Source organism: Vescimonas sanitatis, assembly GCF_049060325.1.
GTDB lineage: Bacteria > Bacillota > Clostridia > Oscillospirales > Oscillospiraceae > Vescimonas > Vescimonas sanitatis.
Map to the genome: position 1 here is coordinate 1 of NZ_JBMGPW010000023.1, position 731 is coordinate 731.

Genomic DNA, 731 nt, shown 5'->3' on the forward strand with positions numbered 1-731 from the left:
CTCAGATGCAGCGGCTCCCGTTTTCAGCACACACAAACCGCATACTTCACACGATTCCCGTACTGTGTCGATTTGAGCAGTCCCAGTTTTTCAAACTTCAACACAAAGCTGCGGATCGTCGCGTAAGCGGCGTTCCCGAAGTCCTTTTCCAACTGCTTGGTGGAAAACTCCGCGTCGCCGTAAGCGGACAGAACAAACTCCCACAGTGCTTTCTCCTTCTCAGTGACCTGTCCGTGGGACAGGGCGATCTGAAACGCCACGGTCGTCTGTGCGGTCGGAAGCACCCCGTTCAGCTTATGATATACATTTTCGATAAAATACGCCAAAAACGGCGTTGCGTCCAGCATACCGCTGATGGTTGCGTTCTCCTCCACCAGCCTATAGGCATCATAATACCCCTTGCGGCTTTTATTGATATACTCGGAGAGCGGCACGAACAGCGCAGAGGAATATCCCTGCTGCACCAGATACCACAAATGCATCAGCCGTGCCATTCTGCCGTTGCCGTCAAAGTACGGATGCAGATACGCCATGTAGAAGTGGATCAGCGCCGCTTTCAGCAGGTCGTTGATCTCAGAATCCTCGCGGATAAACGCGACCAACTCTCCCATGCGCTCCGGCAGCGCCTGCCAGGGAAAGCCCGTATGCTCCACCTTTGCGCCGATCACATACACGCTGTCATGCCGGTAGAAATGACCGGGCAGCAGCCGATCCTCCTCGGGTAGATAGGC

The 731-nt window shown here is 54.6% G+C and carries 1 protein-coding gene; it reads right to left on the reverse strand.

Translation table 11 applies throughout. The annotated features are described in order from the left end of the window. Positions 1 to 23: 23 nt before the first annotated feature. Positions 24 to 731, reverse strand: a 708-nt coding sequence (locus ACOMDU_RS13560) for a Fic family protein (protein ID WP_421130688.1), incomplete at its 5' end; no start/stop codon positions are given.